General features: G+C 74.0%; 14 protein-coding genes. 4 read left to right on the top strand and 10 right to left on the bottom strand.

The features are described 5' to 3' along the window. Positions 1 to 111: 111 nt before the first annotated feature. Positions 112 to 1347, top strand: a complete 1236-nt coding sequence (locus tag MUK52_RS31560; protein ID WP_114059232.1) for a ParA family protein — start codon at positions 112 to 114, stop codon at positions 1345 to 1347. Next, on the top strand, positions 1344 to 2378 hold the full coding sequence (locus MUK52_RS31555; protein WP_284581865.1) for a ParB/RepB/Spo0J family partition protein: 1035 nt from the start codon (positions 1344 to 1346) through the stop codon (positions 2376 to 2378). The genes MUK52_RS31560 and MUK52_RS31555 overlap by 4 nt, the downstream gene beginning before the upstream one ends. Before the next feature lie 253 nt (positions 2379 to 2631). On the opposite strand, the gene MUK52_RS31550 is transcribed toward MUK52_RS31555, so the two are convergent. The 5 genes from MUK52_RS31550 to tap form a co-directional block, all read right to left on the bottom strand. Further along, positions 2632 to 3009, bottom strand: coding sequence for a DUF6009 family protein (locus tag MUK52_RS31550; protein WP_114059230.1), 378 nt, complete (start codon positions 3007 to 3009; stop codon positions 2632 to 2634). Positions 3010 to 3190: 181 nt separating this feature from the next. Then, complete coding sequence (locus MUK52_RS31545; protein ID WP_174250576.1) at positions 3191 to 4795, bottom strand: DNA primase family protein; 1605 nt, start codon at positions 4793 to 4795, stop codon at positions 3191 to 3193. Next, positions 4792 to 5901: a bifunctional DNA primase/polymerase gene (locus tag MUK52_RS31540; RefSeq protein WP_246043053.1), complete on the bottom strand. Its 1110-nt coding sequence runs from the start codon at positions 5899 to 5901 to the stop codon at positions 4792 to 4794. The genes MUK52_RS31545 and MUK52_RS31540 overlap by 4 nt, the downstream gene beginning before the upstream one ends. Positions 5902 to 7183: 1282 nt before the next feature. Further along, positions 7184 to 7741, bottom strand: coding sequence for a telomere-protecting terminal protein Tpg (gene tpg / locus MUK52_RS31535; RefSeq protein ID WP_114059228.1), 558 nt, complete (start codon positions 7739 to 7741; stop codon positions 7184 to 7186). A gap of 10 nt (positions 7742 to 7751) precedes the next feature. Further along, positions 7752 to 9962 (bottom strand): telomere-associated protein Tap, encoded by a 2211-nt coding sequence (gene tap, locus MUK52_RS31530; RefSeq protein ID WP_284581864.1) that lies wholly within the window; start codon positions 9960 to 9962, stop codon positions 7752 to 7754. A gap of 197 nt (positions 9963 to 10159) precedes the next feature. On the opposite strand from tap, the gene MUK52_RS31525 reads away from it, so the two are divergent. Both MUK52_RS31525 and MUK52_RS31520 read left to right on the top strand, forming a co-directional pair. Beyond that, the gene (locus MUK52_RS31525; RefSeq protein WP_246043052.1) at positions 10160 to 10600 is read left to right on the top strand and encodes a hypothetical protein; all 441 of its coding nucleotides are present in this window, start codon (positions 10160 to 10162) and stop codon (positions 10598 to 10600) included. 109 nt (positions 10601 to 10709) lie between these two features. After that, a complete protein-coding gene (locus MUK52_RS31520; RefSeq protein ID WP_284581863.1) occupies positions 10710 to 11084 on the top strand; it encodes a peptidase inhibitor family I36 protein in 375 nt (124 codons plus the stop codon). Between the two features lie 60 nt (positions 11085 to 11144). Here the strand turns inward: MUK52_RS31520 and puuE are convergent, their stop codons facing one another. From puuE to MUK52_RS31495, 5 genes are all read right to left on the bottom strand, one after another. Beyond that, entirely contained in the window at positions 11145 to 12053 is a 909-nt protein-coding gene (gene puuE / locus MUK52_RS31515; protein WP_284581862.1) for an allantoinase PuuE, read from the bottom strand. A gap of 89 nt (positions 12054 to 12142) precedes the next feature. Next, positions 12143 to 12631 carry an FBP domain-containing protein gene (locus tag MUK52_RS31510; protein ID WP_284581861.1) on the bottom strand — a complete coding sequence of 163 codons (489 nt, stop codon included), beginning with the start codon at positions 12629 to 12631 and terminating at the stop codon, positions 12143 to 12145. Continuing rightward, a complete protein-coding gene (locus tag MUK52_RS31505; protein ID WP_284581860.1) occupies positions 12628 to 19218 on the bottom strand; it encodes a non-ribosomal peptide synthetase in 6591 nt (2196 codons plus the stop codon). Before MUK52_RS31505 ends, MUK52_RS31510 begins: the two co-directional genes overlap by 4 nt. Before the next feature lies 1 nt (position 19219). Continuing rightward, positions 19220 to 20266 carry a GntG family PLP-dependent aldolase gene (locus tag MUK52_RS31500; RefSeq protein ID WP_284582058.1) on the bottom strand — a complete coding sequence of 349 codons (1047 nt, stop codon included), beginning with the start codon at positions 20264 to 20266 and terminating at the stop codon, positions 19220 to 19222. Between the two features lie 19 nt (positions 20267 to 20285). Beyond that, positions 20286 to 22556 (bottom strand): pyridoxal-phosphate dependent enzyme, encoded by a 2271-nt coding sequence (locus MUK52_RS31495; RefSeq protein WP_284582057.1) that lies wholly within the window; start codon positions 22554 to 22556, stop codon positions 20286 to 20288. Positions 22557 to 22558: the final 2 nt, after the last annotated feature.

Genomic DNA, 22558 nt, shown 5'->3' with positions numbered 1-22558 from the left:
CCTCCGTCACGGGCGCCCGTAGCCGCGCGTATCCGCATCTCGAACCAATTCGTTAGCAAAACCCAAGCGCGCCGCCCACACATACTCCAGAACGTTAGTAAAGTCCCTCTCATGACTTCTCCCACCCCGAGCGACCGAGAGAAGGTCGTCTCCAAGCTGCCGCCCTGGCTCCGCCAGGAGTTGAAGATCCGCACCGCCCAACTCCGGGTGGACATCCAGGACGCCGTCCACCAGGGCATCGCCCAGTGGAGCGCGCTCGCGTCCGCGCCGTCCTCCGTGGACACCTCCGGCGCCGAGTCGTTCTCCACCTGGCTGCCCGCCGGCCAGTGGGAGTCGTTCCGCGCCGATGCCAGGGACCGCGGCGTCTCGCTCATCCAGGGCCTGGCCCAAGCGGTCAGCCTCTGGCTGGAGATGAACCCGGCTCCGACGGTGCAGCGCCCTTCGGTGGTCCGCCGCATCGTCGTGTGCAACCAGAAGGGCGGCGTCGGCAAGACGGCCATCACCGCCGGCACCGGCGAGGCGCTCGCCGAGGACCCCGACTCCCTCCACCCTGTGCGTGTGGCCCGCCAGTTGGCGGCCCCGCCGGCAGCCGGCTCCGGCAGCTCGCTGGACCTGGAGGACCTGCCGGGCCTCGGGATGCGCGTCCTGCTCGTCGACTTCGACCCGCAGGGCCACCTCACCAAGCAGCTCGGCCAGCAGCCGCTGCCCATCGGCGGCGACAGCCTCACCTGCCACATGGCGGGGGAGGCCAAGGGCCCCCTCGCCGACCTGGTCGTCCCGATCCCGGACGCCCGCTTCGGCGACCGCCTGCACCTGCTGCCCGCCTGCACGGACGCCTTCCTCCTCGACGTCCGCCTCTCCACGGTCCGCGCCCGCGAGGCCTCCCTCGAACGGGCCCTGACCCCGCTGGAGTCGGACTACGACATCGTCATCATCGACTGCCCGCCGAGCCTCGGCCTCAGCATGGATGCCGCGATCTACTACGGGCGCCGCCGGGAGAACGAGCAGCCGGGCGCCTCGGGTGCGCTGATCGTCGTCCAGGCGGAGGACTCGTCGGCCGACGCCTACGACCTCCTCACCTCCCAGATCAACGACCTGCGGGACGACCTGAGCCTCGACATCGACTACCTCGGGCTGGTCGTCAACCTCTACGACGGCCGCCGCGGCTTCATCGCGACGTCCTCGCTCCAGGCGTGGATGGACATAAAGGATCCCCGTGTCGTCGCGGTCGTTCCCGACCTGAAGGAACAGCGCGAGGCCGTCCGTGTGAAGCAGCCCCTCTTCGTCTACGCGCCGAAGGGCGACCAGGCGGTCGCAATGCGCGCCCTCGCCAGGGAGATCTCATGAGCAAGGCCGACAAGCTCGGGGTCTCGGCGTCCTTCGCCCGGGCCCAGCCGGTGGGCGTCAGCTCCCGCCGCGCCGCCATCGCGGAGGCGACGGGGGCCCCGACCTCCGGGGTCCAGCCGCCGTCGGAGGTGCCGATCGAGGCCCTCGCGCACAACCCGTTCAACCTCCGCGAGGACCTGACCGAGCTGGACGAGCTGGCCCAGTCCCTGCTCTCGCGCGGCCAGCTCCAGCCCCTCGCGGTCGCCACGCGCATGGCCTTCATGGAAGCGCACCCGGGGCAGACCGACGGCCTGGGCCGGGCCCCGTACGTGGTGATCGACGGCAACCGGCGCCTGGCGGCGGCCCAGCTGGCGGGCCTGAAGTCGATGCACATCCACGTGAACGACTCTCTCGCCGCCTCGGCCGCGGACATCCTCGAGTCGGCGCTCATCGCGAACGTCCACCGGGTCGACGTGGCGCCCATGGACCAGGCGCGCGCCCTCCAGGAGCTCGTGGAGGTCCACGGCTCGCAGGCCCAGGTGGCCAAGCGGCTCGGGAAGACGCCGGCGTGGGTGTCGCAGCGGCTGGCGCTGCTGAACCTGACGCCTGAGCTCCAGGAGAAGGTGGACACGGGAGAGCTGAAGGTGGAGCCGGCCCGCCGCATCGGCCGGCTGCCGCAGGAGCAGCAGGAGGCAGCGGCCGCAGAGGCGGCGACGGTCACCCCGCGCCAGCGCACCCACACCCCGCCGCCCCCGCCGCCCTCGCCGGCTACGGCCCTTGCGCCGCCCCCCGCCGCGCCGGTGGCGGCCGCACCTGCGGCCCGTCCGACTCCGGTCGCCCCGACGGGCACGGCAGGAGGCACGGCAGGAGGCACGGCAGCAGGCGCGGCAACGGGCTCGGTGCAGGCGTTCGGTCAGGGACCGTCGCCGACGGGACACCCGCGCATCATGATCGCGACGGACTCGCCCGAGACCATCGCGGACGCCCTGACCGCGCACCTCACGCCCGACGACCTGAAGGCCGTCACGGAGCTGCTCATCACCCGCATCTGAGGCTGCGCGGCGGCCGCCGGCGTTAACGCCGTTAACGGCGTTAACGCCTCAACGGCCCCGCCACCCACAGCGGGGGAGGGACCAGGGAAGGGACCGTAGGGACTGAAGGGACTGAAATTCGCCATAAGCTTCAGCCACTTTTCAGCCATCGCTTCAGCCGCCACTTCAGCCGCGGCGGCGCCCGCCGCGTCAAGGACAACGACCTGAAACACACCTGAAAGGGACCGGATCGCGGCCCTCGGGGCAGACAGGTTCAGGCGACGGTAGGCGCGGACAGCCCGCGCTGCGACCGCGCGGTCTTCCTGCCGACCTGCCGCGGCTCAATCGTCCGCGGGTCGACGGCTTCGCCCGGCGCGCCCTCCCGGTACAGGCCGTCGGGCTCGGCGTCCCGGTCGTGCGGCAGCAGGTAGAAGACGCGCCGCTTCTGCAGGCCGCTGTCCGGGTCCGCCTCCGCGGTGTCGCCGAGCTCCGTGAAGCCGATCATGCGGCCGTCGCGGTGGTAGCGCGGCTTCCCGCGCCGACGAGGGGTCTTGTCCAGGGCCTGGCGTACGTAATCGAGCTGTTCGGGGTCCTCCAGCCACACCACTTTGTCCTCGTGGGCGAGATCGCTTGCCGTCAGTAGCGAGCTCATGGCCTGGGTCCTTCCTCGTTCACGTCGGCCCTTCCGGGCCCCTTGTTCGTCCACGCCGCGGGCGGCGCCGAAACCGATATGCGGCAGTGCGCTGCGGGCCGCCGCCGCCCGGTGGGTCTGTTCATCTTCCTTGTCCATCGTAGGCGTGCCCGCCCCGGGGAGGCTGCACACGTCCGGCCGGTCACCTGGAACCTGCCCTGTTCGCCTCACGGGGCGGCTGTTCCTCGTCGGTGAGGAGGGCCAGACCTGGATAGAACTTCTGGCCGTTCGAGCGGAGCATCTCGCTCGGTGACGCGACGCCGACCTCGGCCCGGATGCGTGTGGCGAACGCGCGGGTCGTGGCGGGGCGCAGTCCCTCGCCGTCGAGGCACCATGCACTGTACGCCCGGTAGAGGGCTCCCTGCTCCACCTTCAGATCACGGGGTTCTGCCAGGTCCGCCCCGGTGGTGCAGCATTCGGCGAGGAACCGCCCGATGTGGTCTTCGGTCGTCGCGTAGGCCTGGGTGGCGGTGCGGACGACGCTGGGGCCGGTCAGGGCCGGTTTCGTCGCGAGGTAGGCCTTCGCTCCCTGGATCATCCAGTTGAGGATGCCGGGGCCCTCCTCCGTCACCAGGATGTCCGCCAGGTTGTCGATCTTCCGGTGGTCGGGCACGACCCGCTCGAAGGGGATGAGCCGGATGCGCCGCCAGAACGCGTGTCCGCCGGTGCCGACCTCGGGGCGGTGGTTGCCGAGCAGCCACAGCTTGTGCGTGGGCTCGAAGCTGAAGAAGTCCTGCCGCATCCGGCGGGCCTTGAGCCGGTCGCCGCCGGTGAGGAGCTTGACCCGGGCTTCGTCGAACTTGTCGTGCGGCTTGAGCTCGCTGCAGACGAACAGGCGGCGGCCGTGCAGTTCCGTCAACTCGGTGGAGTGCTCGTTGAACTTGCCGCGCTCCATCAGGAAGCCCGGCGGGGCGACGTCCGCGTAGTCACCGAGGATCTTGATGACGACGTCGAGGAGCGCGGACTTGCCGTTCGCGCCGACGCCGTAGAGGAAGGGCAGGACCTGGCCGCCGACGTCGCCGGTGACGGAGTAGCCGAGCAGCAGGTGCAAGAAGTTGATCATCTCCTTGCCCTTGTCGTCGTCCCCGAACGTCTGGTGGAGGAAGTCGTGGAACCGGGGCGTCGGCATGGCCTCGGGCGCCAGGTAGGTGGCGCGGGAGTGCAGGTCGCGGGTGGGGTCCGGCTTGCGCAGGTCGCCGGTGCGCAGGTCCACGACGCCGGCGGGGGTGCACAGCGCGTACTTGTCGCCGTCCAGGGTGTCGGGGTCGAGGGCGAGTTCGGGGGAGGCCTTGGCCTGGGTGAGCATGGCCTTCACGCCGGAGGTGGACATGGCGCGCTTGCGGTGCTGGGCCAGCTCGCGGTCGGTGAAGACGCCCCGCGGGTCGTGGGTGGGCAGTTCCTCGGCCATCTCGCCGGCGGCCCAGATGGCGGCCTTCTCCCCGCCGGTCCGCTTCCACCGGTACTCGTCCCACACGTACCAGCCCAGTCCCTCCACGTGCCGGAACCGGTGGTGGTGGAGGTGGGCGAAGAGCTTGGCGTTGCCGCGGTCGGTGAGGTTGCGCAGCAGACCGCCCGCGATGAAGTCGTTGACGGGGCCCGGCGCCTGGGCGCCGCCCTGCTGGGCGGGCAGGCGGCGGCCGGTCGCGGCTGCCGCGGCCGGTGCGGCCGGTCCGGGGTCCGGAGTGAACGCAGCGAGCTGTTCCGCCGCGGCCTGGGCGTTGAACCCGGTGCTTTCGGCGCTGCTCATGGGCATTCCTTGGGGTGGATGGGTCGGTCGCTTCCGGCGCGCAGCCCTGCTTCGACGATGAGGCGGTTCCGGCGCTGCTGGTGTGGTCGTGCGTGGTCGGCGGCTTCGAGGAGCAGGAGGCGGCCCTCTCCGTGGTCGAGGTGGCCCGCGGCGGCGAGCCCTCCGGCGGTGAACGCGGCCCGGTTGAGCTTCTCGCTGAAGGCCGTGCCGGCGGGGGCTGTGCCGCAGGCGCGTACGTCGTCGAGGAGCGGGCCGAGGAGGCGTCGGCCGGCCCTGGCGCGGGGCGCGGGCCGTGCGGGGCTCCGCGGGGCCGCCAGGGGGCCTCCGGAAGCCTCTGAGGGAGCCTCAGGCGCGGCCGGGGCCTCGTCCGGGGCATGTCCGGTGCGGACGAGCTCGGCCGTCAGCCACAGCGGCAGCGCCGCGGGCACACGGGCGCCGGGCAGCGCCTCGTACAGTCCGGCGGTCGTACGGGTGGTAGGGGCGACGATGTACCCGCCCCCTGCGCGGACGTCGACCTGCCAGGCGAGGGCCGCCCGCGAGCCGGAGCCGCTGGAGCTGCGGAAGGCGGGGCCGTCCTGGGGCACCCGGTACCAGATGTGCATCCCGCCGGAGGGCGTGCGGACGCGCAGCGTCGAGGCGTCCTCGCAGGGGTGGGGCCGGGAGCGGTACGCGGCCAGCAGCGCCAGGGTGTGGTAGCCGTTCCGCAGGCCGGTGAGGTCGACCCGGTCGTCGACGGGGATGCCGGGCAGCAGCTTGCGGCGGTCGGGAAGGGGCGCGGCGTGGGCGTCCACGTCGATGACGACGAGCCGGGCAGGGCCGCAGGAGACCCCGATGCCGAACGCCGGCTCGGCGCGCCACCAGCGCTGCAGGGTGCGGAGGTCGGTGGTGGCGGCGTGGAAGCCATGGCACCAGCGGCCCTCGGAGTGGCAGGGGCAGCCGGCGGGGGAGTGGCGGGCGCCGCGGCAGTCGGGGCAGTTGGCTGCGGGCGTCTTGGCCCCCGGGGCCAGCGGGTGGACGGGGTAGCCTCGTCGGGCCAGCCAGGTGGCCACGTCCAGTGCCGACCCGCCGCTCACCGCATGTGGCAGGCTCTCGGAATAGACGGGCACTGGCTCTTCCTTGACGCGGTGTCGGCGACGGTCGTTCCCATCCCTGGACTGCTCCCCGAGATGTGCGCCGGCCTGCGCCTCAGGGACCAGAGGGACTCAAGATTCACTATGCCGGAGGTTACCCCAGAGTCCGCGCAGGCCCGGGATGTAGCGGCCGCACTATCCGGAATTCAGTCCCTTCAGTCCCTCAGACCCTGACTTTCTCACCTGGTTCGTCCTGAATGGCCCCTTCTGGAGCCGGGTGTACGTCCGGGCGTGTCGCGGCCGCCTCGTGGATCGCCCCTGGACTCCTCCTGGAGCCGCACTCGACCGTCCCTCCCTCGGAGGAGGTCTCCGTCGGCAGGGACCGAACGCCGGTGGTCCGCGGGACCGACTGCTGGACCGAACCCGGCCCGCGGCGTTCGGTCCCTCTCGGCCTCAGGCGCGCGATCCGTCTCCGAGGTGTCCGTCAGAGGGGTCGAGGTACTGAAGGGGCTGGACCCTCGTTCAGTCCCTCCGTGTTTGGTCCCTTTGTAAAAGTGCAGGTCAGAGCCTTGAGAGGGACGGGACAGGGACTGAAGGGACTCGGAATCACTACTTCCACTCTTTATGTGCGTGCGTGTATGCGCGGGCGTAAGTATGACTGCATGTCTCTGGGTAGCTCATAACTAGCGATTTCAGTCCCTTCGGTCCCTGGAAAACGAGAGGGAGGCCGCTGACCTGCAGGTTTGTGCAGTGACTGAAGGGACAGGGACCGAAGCGTGCTCACCGGCGTTCAGTCCCCCCGGTTCGGGGGAGGGAGTACAGGGGGAGGGGCCCTCCGGAACCCCGCCGCAGGCTTCAGTCCCTGCCGCCGACCGGCAGGCACGCAACGGGGAGCAGAGCGGGCCGGCTGCGGCCGCAGGGGAGTGGTGCCCAGCGGGAAGGGGCCGGGGCTCCGAGCATGGCCCCTCCCCGGCCCAGCCCCGGCCGACACCGCCGCGCGGTCCGTACTGATTCCGTCCCCCGGCCCAGCCGTGGCCCCAACCGGCCCCCGTACCAACGCCACTGGGAACCGCCCTCAGAGCGCTCCCAGGGATTGCCCAGGCGCCTGGGAGGACACGGAAGACACGGCAGGGCCCCTCAGGGATCCTCAGGGCCGCTCAGAGCCCTCCAGGGGCACGAGGCGCCTCAAAGGGGCAGCCACCCGCAACGCCGAGCGCCCGGCAGGCTGCCAGAGCCGCCCGAAGCCGCCCCGGGCAGTCTGAGGCAGGCCCCGAGCGCGCCACCGCTCCCGGCCGTGCCCAGAGCCCCGCAGCGGGGCCTACAGCTCGAACTCGACGTGTTCCAGGTCGGTGTACTCCACCAGCAGGCCCTGCGCGCGCCGCCCCTGGTCCTTGAAGTAGATCTCCTGCAGCCCCTCCGCGGCGATCTGCCGGAGCTGCTGCTCGGTGGCACCGGCCTCCTGCGCGTCGAAGAGGCGGCCGGCGAACTCCGGCGGCAGGGCCACCGTGAGGTGGCGCAGCCGGGCGTCGTCGGTGGTGCCGGGCGCGGCGGTGTAGCCGAACCGCGCCCGCGTGTCGATCATGATGCCGCCGGTGGTGGCCGCGGCCTTCCGGGCCCGCGCCCGGACCTGCGGCTGCCACCGCCTGAGCACCTCGCGCTCCAGGCGGGCGGCGAGTTCGGGCCGGGGCCGCTTCAGCTGGTCGCGCACGTACCGCTCGACGGTGCGCCGGCTGATGCCGAGGAGCCGCGCCACCTCCCCGGTGCGGCCCTTGTACTGCCGCACCAGGTAGCGCATCTGCGCGCCCGCGCTCTTCGGGACGGGACGGGTGAACGCCGCCTGCAGGGCCCCTTCCAGGCCTTCCCCGACCGTGTCCATCGGGCGCTCCCTACTCTCCGTCGTCCTGGGCGGTGATCCGGCCGTCCTTGATGTAGCGGGCCAGGTTCAGGCAGTCCCCGTGCTCCTCGCGCACGCCTTCGGCCCACAGCACCGTCTGGGTGCCCTCGTGCTTGACCATGCCGGGGGAGACCCCGAGCTGGAAGCCGCCCTTGAGGGGCTTGCCGTCCTCGTAGGGGAGGAAGTCCAGCGGGCTCGGCCCGTCGGAAGCGTACACAGCGCAGTCCGACAGGACGGCGACCGGGAAGCGGCCCGTCGCGGCGGCGAGGTTGCGCATCTTGCGGTGCATGTTGACGCGGGTGCGGGAGATGACCGCCGCCCGGATGTCGGGGCGCCACGTCGGGCGCTGCAGCGCGGGCCAGGGCTGGCCGGGCCGCCAGCCGCCGCCCCGGGGGCGTTCGCGGAGCTTGCCGATGCCGCCCTTGACGGTCGCCTTGATCGCGGTCAGGACCAGCGCCAGCTCCGGGTCGGCCTCCCGGTGCCGGGCCATCGCGTCGAGGAACGCCTGAGGCTCCATGCCGGTGGTGACGCCGAGGTCGGCCATCGTGGCGACGTACGCGTCCCGCAGCCGCCCGTACCAGGCGTCGAGGTAGCGGCCGGTCTCGGCGCGCAGGTAGCCCTCCAGCGGCTGCACGGACCAGCCGAGCTCCACCGCGTACGCGACCGTCGGCGTCGCGTACCAGGCGGGCCCCTCCGGCCGGGCACCGGTCGGGGTGAACGGCGACGGCAGGCGCGGGTCGAGCTCGACGTGCGAGAGGTCGACGAGCCAGCAGCCGGGCACCCTCGCGTCGAAGGCGGGACGGGAGACCCGGGTCGGCGCGCCGAGCCCGACGACGGCACCGTTCGCACCCGCGGCGAACGCCATGTTCACGTCGATGCCCACCACGTACGGCTTCAGGCACTCCTCGTCGGTGAGGGGCCGCGCCCAGTCGTACGCCTCCTCCAGCAGCATCTCGGCGGGGCCGCGCTGGTGGAAGCGGGGGAGGTGCGCCAGCAGCGGGTGCCCGTCGGGTGCCTCGGGCGGCGCGCAGTCGACGGGCTGCGTGCCGAGCGAGCCGGGGTTGTGCTCGCTGTGGCGGCGCCCGGAGGCGTCCGGCTCGCCGGCCCGGGTCGGCGGGTGCAGGGCGGTCATCAGCTCCAGGCCGTTGACCGCGGTCGAGCCGCGCGGGGTGATGACCCGGGTCGCGTACGTGCCCAGCAGCCGGGCCAGTTCGGCCGGCGGCAGCTCCGCGGCCCCGCCCCACGAACGGGCGTCGAGCGCGTCCCAGCCGAGGACGCACAGCTGCACGCAGGAGCGCCGGCCGCCCTGCGCGGGCCGGTAGATCCGGGCCCAGGGGCCGAGGCCGCGCCGGGTGAGCTGCCAGTCCGCCTTGGTGAGCTGCCTGACCGCCTTGTGGTCGTCCGGGAGCCGCCCGGCGAGCCGCTCCTGCGGCGAGAGGCGCGCGGGCAGCCCGTAGCGCTCGGCGGCCGCGTCGGTCAGCACGAGCACCGGGTCGGAGTCCCGGCCGTTGCGGTGGAGGCGCGGCGCGCCGAGCATCGCCTCGCCGAGCGCCCACTCGACCAGGGCCGGCAGGGACGCGGCGGGCACGTCCAGGACGATGCCGCCGACGCCGTACGCGACGACCTGCCGGTCCGCGTCCGCGTCGAGGACGACGAGCGGGCCGTGGGAGAACCGCGCCTCGCCGGCCACGGGGGCGGGCCGCCGCCGCTCCGGGCCGCCGGTCGTGCGAACGGCGGGCCGGGGCACGGACCGGCCATCGGGAGCGGGGGAGGGGACGGAGGCTGCGGCAGGGGCAGCAGCCGGGACTGAGGCGCCGTCAGGCCTTGCGGCCCGGGCTCCGCCGGCCGGCGGAGCGGTCGGTTCGGCCGCAGCCCCGCCGGCAGGCTCCGCCTCCTCCCGGGCTCCGGCTCCGGCCGCGGCGTCGGCGGCTGCCGCCTCCTGCCCGGGCGGCGGGAAGCGCTCGGCGAGGCCCTCCAGGAGCCTGGCGTACGCCGCGCGCTTCGGGGGGCGGGGGTCCGTACGCCCGGCCTCCCACCCGCTGACCGTCTCGCGCCGCGTCTTCAGGGCGGCCGCGATCTGGTCCTGGCTCAGCCCCGCGGCCTCGCGCAGGCGCCGGCGCTCGGCGGGATGCGGCAGGGGGTCCTGCGCGACCTGCTCCAGCAGCGCGTCGACCGCGCTGAACAGCTCGTTCTCAGTGGACACAGCGGTCACCTCCGCCCCACAGCCTAGCCGGAACGCTTCTGGATCCCACGCCCAACGCCACGCGGATCGCACATCACTGCAAGATCCACCGGCCGGATATCGTTCACGGCAGCACGGCAGCACGGCAGCACGGCAGCACGGCAGCACGGCAGCACGGCAGCACGGCAGCACCGCCACGGCAGCCAACGGAGGACACGATGGCGCGCAGGACCAGCAGGGGCCGCCGACTGGTGGCCGGCGACCGGACGTTCACCTGGTCGGTACGCCATTCCCACACACGCCGCGAGGACGGACGCTGCGACTGCCGCGAGTCTTTGACGCTTGTCCACGGCCGCGACCGGCGCGCCGTGCTCAGGATCGTCTTCCGCAACGGCCCCGGCCGCTGGGTACCCGACGGTCTGGCCCCCTCCGGCTCGGTGGGCACGTCCCGGGAGGAGTGGCTCAACCTCCACGAGCCGGGCGCGGTCCGCGCCCTCCTCGACGCAGCCCTCGCCGCGGGCTGGGACCCCGCCGCCCCGACGGTGACGGAAGTGGACGGCTGGACGCTCCTCCCCGCCGCCGCGGCCGCCCGCGGCCTCCCACCGAGCCGTCACCTCCCACCCGCATCCCAGCAGGTCAGCGCCCGGGACGTCCCGTAACCGCCTCATTTCCCCGCAGGCTGTGGCGCGCCCCGCACCCCGCCCCGCAGTCTCGATGGCGAGCCGGCCGAACCGGTCGGCCCACCTGCACATCAGAGGGGGAAACAGCATGCGCGTCACCAAGAAGTTCGCCGCCGTCGCCGGCGGCCTCGCGCTCACCGGCGGTCTGCTCGTCGGCGGGGCGGGAGCCGCGAGCGCCGAGCCGCAGGCGGCGTCGGACTGCCCGTCGGGCTACTTCTGCGTGTGGTCGGGCTCCAACTACACCGGCCGTCGGCAGCAGGTCGCGGGCACCAACAAGGACCTCACCAACTACACGGTCTTCCAGAGCTTCAAGTCCTGGTACAACCGCGGCTCCTCCTGCGACTTCAAGTGGTTCTCGGAGAAGAACCACAGCGGGTCGAGCGGTACCGTCCCGCGCGGCTTCAAGAAGTCCGACAACGCCACGCACTACATCAAGTCGAACACCTGGGTGAACTGCCGCTGACCCGGCGGCGGCCCGCCCGGGCCGCAGGGCGGCGTCCCACCGGGGCGCCGCCTTCCGGCGTCACCGCGGCGGCGGGTGCGCGGCGAGCCAGTGCCGGGCGATCTGCTCGCGCGTGGCGACCCACGCCCCGCCGAGCTGCGCCACATGCCGCAGGAACCCGTCGAGCGCCCGGATCCGCCCGGGCCGGCCGATGATCCGGCCGTGCATGCCGACGCTCATCATGCGCGGCCGGTCGGCCCCCTCGGCGTGCAGCACGTCGAACGTGTCGACGAGGTAGGCGAGCATGTCGTCGGCGGTGGTGAAGCCGTGCACGATCAGGAACTTGAAGTCGTTCGCGTCCAGGCTGTACGGCAGCACCAGGTGCGGCCGGCCCGCCGCCTCGACGTAGTACGGCAGGTCGTCCGCGTAGTCGTCGGAGTCGTAGAGGAAGCCGCCCTCCTCGGCGACGAGGCGCCGCGTGGCCGGACTGGTCCGGCCCGTGTACCAGCCGACGGGCCGCCGGCCGGTGAGCCGCTCGACCGTGCGGACCGTGTCCGCGATGTCGGCCCGCTCGGCGTCCTCCGGCACGTCCCGGTAGTCGATCCACCGCCGGCCGTGGCCCGCCACCTCCCAGCCGGCGGCGCCCATCGCCCGCCCCGCTTCCGGGTTGCGCTCCAGCGCCTGCCCGACCGCGTGCACGGTCACCGGCACCCGGTGCGCCGCCAGGGTGCGGTGCACGCGCCAGAATCCAGCGCGCGCCCCGTACGCGAACATCGACTCGGAGTTCAGGTCGCGCCCTCCGACGACGGGCGGAGCGCCCACCACCTCGTGCAGGTAGCCCTCCGAGGCGGCGTCGCCCTCCAGGACGTTGCTCTCGCCGCCCTCCTCGTAGTTGAGGACGAGGCTGACGGCGACCCGGGCGCCGCCGGGCCAGGCGGCGTGCGGCGGCTCGGCGCCGTAGCCGGCGAGGTCGCGCAGTGGCTCGGACACGCACCGCACCCTATCCGCCGCCCGCCCCCGCTCCCCTGAACCCGCCGGGCGCCGCGCCGACGCCCGGCGCGGCGCGGTCGGGACCGCCGTCAGTGGAGGATTCGCGACACGAACGCCTCCAGTCCCTGGACGACCCGGGCGATCCGCTCGTCCAGGTCGAGCGTCTCGTCCATCTGGCCCATGGGAGCCGCGATCTTCTTCCGGGCGTACGCGGAACAGGCGAGGTTCCGGCAGGCGTACAGCCCCACCGAGTTCCCCAGCCGGCCTTCCCTGCCGCCCTTGAGGGCGGAGAAGAGGGCCGTCCCACCGACCGGGTGCGAGGTGTAGCACAGCCCGCAGATGGACTTCCTGCGGAAGTCCGCGGTCCGGCGGGTGGCCCGCAGCTCCACGCCGACCGGCCCGTCCGGCCGCTGCGCCACCAGGTAGGCGCGGCTGAGGTCGCGGCCGTCCGTCCACGCGTAGAAGTCGCGGTCCTCCCAGTCCACCCGGTCCAGGACCGGCACGCTCAGGGCCCGGGAGCGGCTCTTCGACATGTTCACGAAGGCGCGGCGGATCTCGTCCTGCGCGAGGGGCTTCACCGGTTCCCCCCGGCGGACGGCGCGGCGGTACGGGCCGTGCGGGCGCGGCGGACGACACGGGGGCCGTCGGCGGCGGCGCCCTCCACCGGGGCGGCGGCGCCCGCTTCGACCGCCCGCGCCAACCCGGCGACGGTCGGCTCCCGGAAGAACTGCTGGATCGGCAGTGCCACCCCGAACCGCGACCGGATCGCGTTCACGGCCCGCACCACCAGCAGCGAGTGGCCGCCGAGGGCGAAGAAGCTCTCGTCCCGGCCGACCCGCCCGGCGCCGAGCAGCTCCTCCCAGATCCCGGCCACCGCCCGCTCCGTGTCCGACTGCGGAGCCGCGCGGGGCCGTTCCGCCGCCCGGAGGTCCGGGGTCGGCAGCGCCTTCCGGTCCAGCTTGCCGTTCGGCGTCATCGGCAGTGCGTCCAGCACACAGAACGCGGCCGGCACCATGTGCCCGGGCAGGGCGGCCGCCGCGTGCGCGCGCAGCAGCTCCTCGGCCCCGGCCGCCGGCGAGCCCGCCGCGGGGACGGCGTACGCGACGAGCGAGAGCCCCGCGGACGGCAGGTCGACCGCCAGGACGCGGGCCTGCTCGACCGCCGGATGCGCGGAGAGCACCGCCTCGATCTCGCCGAGCTCGATGCGGAACCCGCGGATCTTCACCTGGTCGTCGGTGCGGCCGAGGAAGTCCAGCGTGCCGTCCCGCTGCCAGCGCACCAGGTCCCCGGTGCGGTACATGCGGGCCCCCGGCTCCCCGTACGGGCAGGCCACGAAGCGCTCCGCGGTCAGCGCGGCGCGCCGCAGGTAGCCGCGGGCCAGGCCGGCGCCCGCCAGGTACAGCTCGCCGGCTACCCCCGCGGGGACGGGGTTCAGGTCCCCGTCGAGGACGTACGCGCGGATGTTCTGCATCGGGCGGCCGATGGGCGGGTTCCGGTCGTAGCTGCCCGTGCAGTCCATGACGGTGACGGCCACGGTGCTCTCGGTCGGGCCGTAGCTGTTGATGAACCGGCGGCCGTCGGCGGCCCAGGCGGCGACCAGGCCGGCCGGGCAGGCCTCGCCGCCGACCGACACGATCCGCAGGCAGGACAGCCGGTCGGGGTCGAGCAGCGGCAGCAGGGCCGGGGGCAGGTCGGCGACCGTGACGCCGGCCTCCCGGATGAACTCCGTCAGCAGCTCCGGGTCCCGGCGCTGGTCGGCGTCGGCGACCGCCAGGGTGGCTCCGGCCAGCAGCGGGCAGAAGATCTCCAGCACGGACACGTCGAAGGTCGGCGTCGCGAAGTGCAGGACGGTGTCGGCGGCGGTCAGCTCGTAGTAGTCGTTGGTGGTCTCCAGGAAGTTGACCACCGAGCGGTGCTCCACGACCACGCCCTTGGGGCGGCCCGTCGAACCCGAGGTGTAGATGACGTAGGCCGGGTGGCGGGGGGCCAGGGGCCGCACCCGGTCCGCGTCCACCGGGTTCGCGGAGTGCTCCGCGTCTCCCGGATCCGCCCCCTCCAGCAGGGCGGACACGTCCTCGGCGGTGAGGACGACCGCCGGAGCGGCGTCCTCCAGCACGGCGGCGGTCCGCGCCCGCGGGTGCGTGGGGTCCACCGGCAGGTAGGCCGCGCCGGCCTTCAGCACGCCGAGCATGGCCGCGACCATCTCCGCCGACCGCGGCAGCACCAGCGCCACCAGGTCCTCCGGCCCGGCGCCCCGCGCGATCAGCCGGCGGGCGATCCGGTTGGCCCGCGCGTTCAGCTCCGCGTAGGTCAGCACCAGCGGTCCGGTGCGCAGCGCCACGGCCTCCGGCGAGGCTGCGGCCCGCTCCTCGAACCGGCGGACGACCGTGACCGGTTCGGCCGGGTGCCCGCTGCCGCTCCAGCCGGTGAGCAGGAGCTCCCGCTCCTGGGGCCCGAGCAGGCCGACGGCCGCCGTCCGCTGGTCCAGGTCCTCGCCGAAGGCGTCCAGCATGCGCACCAGCCGGTCCGCGAAGGACTGCGCGGTGTCCCGGTCGAAGAGGTCCTCGGCGTACTCGACGTAGCAGTCCATGCCGGCGGGCGCGCCGTCCCCGGCGCGGCTCTCGGTCAGGTCGAAGTGCAGGTCGAACTGGGCGGCGTCGGTCTCGACGGGCAGCGCGGAGGCGGCCGCCCCCGGCAGGTCCGGCAGGTCCTCGGTGGTGTTGTGCAGGGCCAGCATCACCTGGAACAGCGGGTGCCGGGCCATCGAGCGGGCCGGGTTGAGGACCTCCACGAGCCGCTCGAAGGGCACGTCCTGGTTCTCGTACGCGGCGAGGTCGGCGGTGCGGACCCGGTGCAGCAGCTCGCGCGCGGTGGGGTCGCCGGAGGTGTCCGTGCGCAGCGCCAGCGTGTTGACGAAGAAGCCCACGAGGTCGTCGAGGGCCTCGTCGGTGCGGCCCGCGATCGGTGTGCCGATCACGATGTCGGTGCTGCCGCCCAGCCGGGTGAGCAGCGCCGCCAGCGCGGCCTGGACGACCATGAACAGGCTGGAGTCGGTCTGCTCGGCGACCTCCAGCAGCCGCCGGTGCAGCGGTGCCGGCACCCGGAACGGCGCCGTCCCGCCGCGGTGGGAGGAGACGGGCGGGCGCGGCCGGTCGACCGGCAGGGCGGTCTCCTCCGCGACCCCGTCCAGAACCCGGCGCCAGTGGGCGAGCTGCCGGGAGACGGTGCTGTCCGGGTCGTCCTCGTCGCCGAGCAGCTCCCGCTGCCACAGGGCGTAGTCCGCGTACTGCACCGGCAGTTCCGGCCCGGTGTACGCGGTGCCGTCGAGCCGGGCCGCGTACGCGGCCGACAGGTCGCGCCACAGCGGCCCCATCGACCAGCCGTCGCCGGCGATGTGGTGGACGACGAGGACGAAGACGTACGTGTCGGGGCCGGTCTCGAACAGGTGGGCCCGGACCGGCAGGTCGGCGGTGACGTCGAAGCCCTCGGCGGCCGCGCGGGCCACGGCGGCGGCCGCGTCCGCCTCGGCGACCTGCCCGGTGCGCAGGACCGGCCTGGCGTCCGCCGCGTCCAGCACCCGCTGCCGCGGGCCCTGCGGGGAGTCGGGGTACACCGTCCGCAGGATCTCGTGCCGGGCGGTGAGGTCGCCGAGGGCGGCCTCCAGGGCGGGCACGTCCAGTGCGCCCGTCAGGCGGATCGCGGAGGGCATGTTGTACGCGGCCCGCCGGCCCTGGAGCCGGTTGAGGAACCACAGCCGGCGCTGCCCGGAGGACAGCGGGACGGTCTCGGGGCGGGCGGCCCGGACCAGAGGCCTGCGCACGGCGTCCCCGCCCGCGCCGGCCAGCGCCTCGGCGACGGCCGCCACGGTCGGCGTCTCGAAGACGGTCCGGATGGGCAGTTCGGCGCCGAGCTCGGAGCGGATCCGGCTGATCAGCCGGGTGGCCAGCAGGGAGTGGCCGCCGAAGGCGAAGAAGTTGTCGTCGATGCTGTCCCAGGGCCGGTCCAGCACCTCCCCGAACAGGCCGCACAGCGCCCGCTCCAGAGCGGTCCGCGGCGGCCGGCCGGTCAGTGCGGCGTCGAGCGCCGGGGCCGGCAGGGCCCTGCGGTCCAGCTTGCCGTTCGGGGATAGCGGGAAGGCGTCCACGGGCACGAACGCGGTCGGCACCATCGCCTTCAGCAGGAACTCCTCCGCGTGCCGGCGCAGCTCCTCCGCATCCCAGCCGTGCCCGGCGGCGGGCACGACGTACGCGGCGAGGTACTTGCCGCCGGGCCGGTCGTCCCGGGCCACGACCGCGGCCTGGGCGACCGAGGGGTGCCGGGACAGCACCGACTCGATCTCGCCCGGCTCGATCCGGATGCCCCGGATCTTCACCTGGTGGTCGGCGCGCCCCAGGAACTCCAGCTCGCCGCCGGGCAGGCGGCGGGCGAGGTCCCCGGACCGGTAGACGCGGGCGCCGGGCGGGCCGTACGGGTCGGCGACGAACCGCTCGGCGGTGAGTCCGGGCCGGTCCGCGTAGCCGCGCGCGACGCCCTCGCCGCCGATGTAGATCTCGCCGGCGACGCCCGCGGGCACCGGGCGCAGCCGCTCGTCCAGCAGGTAGACGCGGGTGTTGGCGATGGGGCCGCCGATGGGGGCGGCATCCGGCCAGCCGGCGCTGTCGCCGGCCAGCGAGTACACGGTCGCCCCGTGGGCCTCGGCCGGGCCGTACAGGTTGTGCAGCCGGTGCGCGGGGTCCGCGTGGCGGGCGCGGGTCCGGCCGGTCAGGGTGAGCGCCTCGCCGGCCTGCTGGACGTCGGTCAGGCAGGGCAGGGCGAGGCCCAGCTCGTCCGCCGCCTCGTACACGGCGTCGATGACCGGCGCGGGTGCGTACAGCTCGTTCACGCGGTGGCGGTCGAGCCAGCGGGCGAGCTGTTCGGCGCTGCGCCGGGTGTCCTCGGTGGGCACGACGAGGGTCTTGCCCGAGACGAGGCTGGCGAGGATCTCCTGCACCGACACGTCGAAGCCGACGGACGTGAACTGGGCGGTGCGGGCGCCCTTCATGCCCTGCATGGTGTCCCGCTGCCAGAGCACCAGGTTCCGCGGGCCCGCGGCGGGCATCAGCACGCCCTTGGGGCGGCCGGTCGAGCCCGAGGTGTAGATGACGTAGGCCGTGTGCAGGTCGTGCAGGGGTGCGGTGCGGTCGGCGTCGGCGGGGTTCTCCGCGGAGTGCGCGGCGATCTCGGCGGCCGTCGCGGCGTCGTCCAGCAGGAGGGTCGTGAGGCCGTCCGGGACCAGGTCCGCGGTCCGCGAGTGCGCCAGGACCAGCGCGGGAGCGGCGTCCTCCAGCAGGTAGGTGATGCGGTCCCGCGGGTAGTCCGGGTCGACGGGCACGTAGGCGGCGCCGCTCTTGAACACCGCGAGCAGCCCCACGACCATGTCCGGCGAGCGGGGCACCAGCAGGGCCACCGACCGCTCCGGTCCGGCGCCGCGGGCGATCAGGGAGCGGGCCAGCCGGTTGGCGCGGGCGTTGAGCTCCGCGTACGTCAGCGTCTCGTCCTCGAAGAGGACGGCCGGGGCGTCGGGCGTCCGCCCGACCTGGGCCTCGACCAGCTCGGGCAGTGTGTACGGGGAGACGGGCGCCCCGGTGGCGTTCCAGCCGGCCAGCTCCTGCGCGCGCTCCGCCGGCGAGAGCAGGTCGACGTCGTCCACCCGGGTGTCCGGCGCGGTCAGCACGGCCCGCAGCACGGCCAGGTAGTGGCCGGCCATCCGCTCGATGCGGTCCGCGTCGTAGAGGTCCCTGCTGTAGACGAAGCGGCAGACCGTGCCATCCGCCTTCGCCTCGAAGTGCACTTCGAGGTCGAACCGGGTGACGTCCTCCTCCACCTCCAGGACGCGGGTGGCCAGGCCGGGGGCGGCGGGCTCCTCGGCGAGGTCGAGGTAGTTGCACAGCACCTGGAAGAGGGGGTTCAGACCCGGGTCGCGGTCCGGGGCGAGCTCCTCCACCACGCGGGCGAACGGCGCCTCCTGGTCGGCGTGCGCGGCGAGCACCGTGTCCCGGGTGGCGCGCAGCACGTCGCCGAGGGCGGTGTCGCCGGACACCCGGCAGCGCAGGGCGACGGTGTTCACGAAGAACCCCACGACGCCCTCGAACTCGGGGCGGGTCCGGTTGGCGACCGGGGCGCCGACGATGAGGTCCTCCTCCCGCGTGTACCGGTGCATCAGCGCGTTGAACGCGGCGAGGAGCACGGCGAACGGGGACAGCCCCTCGCGCCGGCACAGCTCGCGCAGCCGCTGCTCCAGCTCCGCGGGCAGCGCGGCCAGGACGGTGCCGCCCGCGAAGGTGGGCCGGGCCGGGCGGGGCCGGTCGGCGGGGAGGCGGGGGGTCGGCAGCTCGCCCGCGAGGCGTTCGAGCCAGTGGTCGAGCTGGCGGCGCAGGTCGCCGTCGGCGAGCGAGTCGCGCTCCCAGGCCGCGTAGTCGGCGTAGTGGAGCGGCAGGGCGGGCAGGGCGGCCGGGATGCCGGAGACGTGGCCCTCGTACAGCTGCCAGAGTTCGCGGGCGAAGACGCCCTCGGACCAGCCGTCGGTGACCGTGTGGTGGAAGTTGATGAAGAGGTAGTGCCGGGTGGCGGCCGTGCGGTAGACGGCCGCCCGGATCAGCGGGCCCTGCGTGAGCGAGAACGGGATGCGGGCCGCCGCGCCGATCGCCCGCAGGACCTCCTCCTCCGCCGCCTGCTCCGTCGGGGCGCCCACCTCGGTGCAGGGGACGTCGAGGGGGAGCCGGGCGGCGATGCGCTGGACGAGCTCGCCGTCCTCCTCGGCGAAGGAGGAGCGCAGCACCTCGTGCCGGTCGACGAGGTCCTGGAGCGCGGCGCGCAGCGCGGGGACGCGGAGGGCGCCGTCGATGCGGATGGCGAACGGGACGCTGTACGCGGCGCTGCTGCCGTGCAGCCGGTCGAGGAACCACAGCCGCTGCTGGGCGCTGGAGGCCGGGAGCAGGCCGTCGCGGGGGGCCGGGCGGACGGTGTCGGGGGCGAAGAGCTCCTTCGTGTTGCCGAGCAGCATGCCGAGCAGCTCGGCCTGCAGGGCCTGGGCGGTGGCGCCCGCGGCGGTGGCGCCCGCACTGGTGTGCGCGCCGGTGTGCGTGCCGGTGTCCGGGGTGTCCCGGACGAGGTCGTGGGGAGTCATGTCAGCGGGTCCGGTCCTCGGTCAGTACGTCGCGGACGATGGAGACGGCCTTGTCGATGTCCGCCGCGGACACGCCGTTGTGCGTGACGGCGCGCAGCCTGCCGTGCCCGAGCTCGGCCAGGGACAGCCCGCGGTAGGCCGCGGCCTCGACGAACGTCTGCCAGGTGAAGCGGGGGTCGGTGACCCGGAACATCACGATGTTGGTCTGCACGGCGGCGGGGTCGGTCTCGATGCCGTCGATCCCGGCCAGGCCCTCGGCCAGCCGGCGGGCATGGGCGTGGTCCTCCTCCAGCCGGTCCAGGCCGTCCAGGGCGACCAGGCCGGCGGCCGCGATGATGCCGGCCTGCCGCATGCCGCCGCCGAGCATCTTGCGGGCCCGGCGGACCTCGGTGACGAAGTCCTCGCTGCCGGCCACCATCGAGCCGATGGGCGCGCCGAGCCCCTTGGAGAGGCAGAACTGCACCGAGTCGGCGTACTGGGCGATCTCCGCGGCCGGGATCCCGAGCGCGACGGCGGCGTTGAACAGCCGGGCGCCGTCCAGGTGCAGGGCGACGTCGTTCTCGTGGGCGAACTCCCAGACCTCCTTCATGTAGCTCTGCGGGAGCACGACGCCGCCGCAGCGGTTCTGGGTGTTCTCCAGGCAGACCAGGGAGGGCAGGGCGAACTGCTCGTCCTCGGGGTCGTCGGGGAATCCGGCGCGCAGGTCGGACAGCAGGAGCCGGCCGTCGGGCTGGTTGGGGATGCGCTCGTACATCACGCCGCCGCAGACGGTCGCGCCGGCGGCCTCGTAGATGTAGATGTCGCTCTCGGCACCGACCAGCATCTTCGAGCCGCGGGGCGCGTGCACCAGGATGGAGGCCAGGTTGGCCATGGTGCCGCTCGGCATCAGGCAGGCGGCCTGCTTGCCGAGCAGGTCGGCGGAGCGCTCCTCCAGCAGGCGGACGGTCGGGTCCTCGCCGTAGACGTCGTCCCCCAGCGGGGCGTCGTTCATCGCGCGCATCATCGCCGGAGTGGGCAGGGTGAAGGTGTCGCTGCGCAGTTCGATCATGGTCATGGGTGTTCTTCCCCTACTTCGCGGACGCGTCGGCGTCGAGCCGGACGGTGATGTGCTGCCGGGCCGCCCCGAGGGCGGCCGCGACCTGCGCGGCGTCGTCGCCGCGGGCGATGACGTGGCCGAGCCGGTCGTACGCGTTCTGCGGCGGGCGTACGGGCCGCCCCGCGGCCGCGGTGACGGTCACCCGCTCGACTCCCTCGGCCGCCAGCGCCTCGCCGGTGCCGTCGACGGACGCGAGCGTGCCGGGCCGGTCGGCGAGCAGGAACCGGATGCCGGCGTGCCCGGACCGGCGGGCGGCGAGGTCCACCGGGAGCCCGGCGGCGGCCCGGATCTGCTGCTCCAGCAGGTCCGATCCGGTGGCGAGCCTGATCAGTTCGGGGATCATGCCGCCGGCGAGCCGCGGGTTGATCTCGATGACGGCCGGGCCCCGCGCGGTCAGCTTGACCTCGGTGTGCGTCGGCCCGAAGCGCATGCCGGCCGCCTTCAGCGCCCGGGTGACGGCGTCCACCAGCGCGGCCCGCTCCGCCTCCTGGAGCGGCGCCGGGAAGTCGTGCCCCGCCTCGACGAAGTACGGGATGCCGGTGAGGTGCTTGGCGGTGACGCCGACGCAGACGGCGTCACCGCCGTCGCCGAACATCTCGACGCTGTACTCGGGGGCGTCGAGGTACTCCTCGACGAGCACGGTGCGGGCCGTGGGCAGGCCGCGGACATTGGTCTCGACGGCCAGGATGCGGGCGGCGTGCACGGCGGCCTCGGCGGCCGTGGAGCACAGCAGCACGTCGTTGGAGCCCGAGTCGTCGGCGGGCTTGACGACACAGGGCAGGCCCACCGAGGCGGCGGCCTCCTCGGCGCGGGCGGCGTCCGTCACGACCGCGAAGCGGGGCTGGGGGACCCCCGCCGCCTCCAGCGTGCGCCGCAGCTCGGCCTTGTTGCGGCAGCGGTTCGCCGCCGCCTCGTCGTTGCCCGGCAGGCCCAGCCACTCGGCCAGCGCGGCGACGGCGGGCACGTAGAAGTCGCTGGTCGTGGTGATGCCGGCGATCTCCTCCCGCCGGAACCGCTCCTGGATGGTGCGGCGCAGGGCGGAGGCGTCGTTGGTGTCGCACACCACGATCCGGCAGCCGGTCTCCGCGGCCCCCGCGTACCGGTCCGGATTGCTCGTCAGCAGGACGGCGGTCAGGCCGAGCCCGGCCGCGGTGCCCAGCGCCTGGACGCCGGTGCCGCTGGTGTTCGCCTCGACGAACAGCAGGTGGCGGGGGCCGGCGGGCCGCCCGCCGAGGCCGGCGGAGGACCACGAGCGGACGGGGGTGCCGTACTCCACGGGGACCGGGGCGTCGGAGCAGGCGAGCTCCTCCAGCCGGTGCGCCGCCCAGTGCTCGTCGCTGTAGACGGTCTCGGTGTACCGGTCGCCGCGGTCGGGGAAGATGCCGACGATCCGGCTGCCCGGCTCGGCCGTCAGGGCCAGGTGGCGCAGCACCCGGTAGACGGAGCCGGAGGTGTTCCCGGCGAAGATCTGCTGCTCACGGGCGAGTTCGCGGGTGGCGGCGAACGCCTCGCGGTCGTTCAGCCAGTGGATCTCGTCGATCGCGGTGCGGTCCAGGTTGTTCGGGTGGAGGCTGTTGCCGAGGCCGCTCTGCAGCCGGCCGGGCACGTCCGGCTGGTCGAAGAGCGTGCTGCCGACCGAGTCCACCCCGACGACCCGCAGTCCGGGCAGGCTGTGCCGCAGGGCACGGCCGGTGCCGCACAGCGAGCCGCCGCTGCCGACCGCGCCGACCAGGGTGTCGAGCGGGCCGAGGTCGGCCAGCAGTTCCGCGGCGAGCACCCGGTAGGCGCCGGGGTTGTCGGGGTTGCTGTACTGCTGCGGCCAGAAGGCGCCCGGCAGTTCGCGCATCAGCTCGGCCAGCCGGTCGAGCCGCGCCCCCTGCCAGCCGCCGTCCGCCATGGCGGCGACGACGTGGACCTCGCAGCCCAGGGCGCGCAGCTTCGCCAGGGTCGTCGGATCGGTCCGCGGGTCGGTGACGATGTGCACCGGGTGCCCGAGGGAGCGTCCGACCAGGGCGACGCCGAGCGCCATCGTGCCCGAGGAGCTCTCCACGATCGGCGCGCCGGGCCGCAGCACGCCCAGCCGGCGGGCCTCGGAGACGATGTTCCGGGCCACCCGGTCCTTCATCCCGAAGGCGTTGGCGAGTTCGAGCTTCGCGTACACCTGCGTGCCCTCGGAGGCGGGCACGTCCAGCCGGACCAGCGGAGTGTTGCCGACCGCGTCGTTCATCGATTCGAAGATCATGT

The organism is Streptomyces sp. 2P-4, assembly GCF_030167965.1.
In the GTDB taxonomy this organism is placed as follows: Bacteria; Actinomycetota; Actinomycetes; order Streptomycetales; family Streptomycetaceae; genus Streptomyces; species Streptomyces globosus_A.
Note: the sequence above shows the minus strand (reverse complement) of the source record. Positions and strands in the feature narration are given on the sequence as shown.

Excerpts from the sequence above, each read along its gene's own strand:
- MUK52_RS31560 (WP_114059232.1), top strand. The coding sequence starts at position 112 with ATGACTTCTCCCACCCCGAGCGACCGAGAGAAGGTCGTCTCCAAGCTG.
- MUK52_RS31555 (WP_284581865.1), top strand. The coding sequence starts at position 1,344 with ATGAGCAAGGCCGACAAGCTCGGGGTCTCGGCGTCCTTCGCCCGGGCC.
- MUK52_RS31550 (WP_114059230.1), bottom strand. The coding sequence starts at position 3,009 with ATGAGCTCGCTACTGACGGCAAGCGATCTCGCCCACGAGGACAAAGTG.
- MUK52_RS31545 (WP_174250576.1), bottom strand. The coding sequence starts at position 4,795 with ATGAGCAGCGCCGAAAGCACCGGGTTCAACGCCCAGGCCGCGGCGGAA.
- tpg (WP_114059228.1), bottom strand. The coding sequence starts at position 7,741 with ATGGACACGGTCGGGGAAGGCCTGGAAGGGGCCCTGCAGGCGGCGTTC.
- MUK52_RS31525 (WP_246043052.1), top strand. The coding sequence starts at position 10,160 with ATGGCGCGCAGGACCAGCAGGGGCCGCCGACTGGTGGCCGGCGACCGG.
- MUK52_RS31520 (WP_284581863.1), top strand. The coding sequence starts at position 10,710 with ATGCGCGTCACCAAGAAGTTCGCCGCCGTCGCCGGCGGCCTCGCGCTC.
- MUK52_RS31505 (WP_284581860.1), bottom strand. The coding sequence starts at position 19,218 with ATGACTCCCCACGACCTCGTCCGGGACACCCCGGACACCGGCACGCAC.
- MUK52_RS31500 (WP_284582058.1), bottom strand. The coding sequence starts at position 20,266 with ATGATCGAACTGCGCAGCGACACCTTCACCCTGCCCACTCCGGCGATG.
- MUK52_RS31495 (WP_284582057.1), bottom strand. The coding sequence starts at position 22,556 with ATGATCTTCGAATCGATGAACGACGCGGTCGGCAACACTCCGCTGGTC.